Origin of the sequence: Streptococcus infantis, from assembly GCF_047460685.1 — a bacterium.
Taxonomy (GTDB): Bacteria; Bacillota; Bacilli; order Lactobacillales; family Streptococcaceae; genus Streptococcus; species Streptococcus infantis_AD.
In genome coordinates this window covers 1-525 of sequence record NZ_JASHFS010000052.1, presented here as the reverse complement: position 1 = coordinate 525, position 525 = coordinate 1, and the positions used below count along the sequence as shown (strand labels likewise).

Sequence of the window (525 nt, the reverse complement as noted above, 5' to 3'; positions counted from 1 at the left end):
CCGGAAGTAGTTGGGGGTTGCCCCCTGTGAGATAAGGAAGTCGCTTAGCTAAAGGGAGTTTAGCTCAGCTGGGAGAGCATCTGCCTTACAAGCAGAGGGTCAGCGGTTCGATCCCGTTAACTCCCATTTTAGCGGGTGTAGTTTAGTGGTAAAACTACAGCCTTCCAAGCTGTTGTCGCGAGTTCGATTCTCGTCACCCGCTTTGAACATTTCGTTCATTTACCAAGTTTTTTAACTTGGGCGCGTAGCTCAGGTGGTTAGAGCGCACGCCTGATAAGCGTGAGGTCGGTGGTTCGAGTCCACTCGTGCCCATTGAAATATGGTCCGTTGGTCAAGGGGTTAAGACACCGCCTTTTCACGGCGGTAACACGGGTTCGAATCCCGTACGGACTATTTATTGGAGGATTACCCAAGTCCGGCTGAAGGGAACGGTCTTGAAAACCGTCAGGCGTGTAAAAGCGTGCGTGGGTTCGAATCCCACATCCTCCTTTATTATTAACGCGGGATGGAGCAGCTCGGTAGCTC

General features: G+C 51.8%; 5 tRNA genes. All 5 read left to right on the top strand.

The features are described 5' to 3' along the window. Positions 1-53: 53 nt before the first annotated feature. Positions 54-126 (top strand) — tRNA-Val (locus QM917_RS10630). Positions 127-131: 5 nt separating this feature from the next. Beyond that, positions 132-202: transfer RNA gene (locus tag QM917_RS10625), tRNA-Gly, on the top strand. A 36-nt stretch (positions 203-238) separates the two neighbouring features. Next, a tRNA-Ile gene (locus QM917_RS10620) sits at positions 239-312 on the top strand. A gap of 9 nt (positions 313-321) precedes the next feature. Next, positions 322-393: transfer RNA gene (locus QM917_RS10615), tRNA-Glu, on the top strand. Positions 394-399: 6 nt separating this feature from the next. Continuing rightward, a tRNA-Ser gene (locus QM917_RS10610) sits at positions 400-489 on the top strand. Positions 490-525 lie beyond the last annotated feature (36 nt).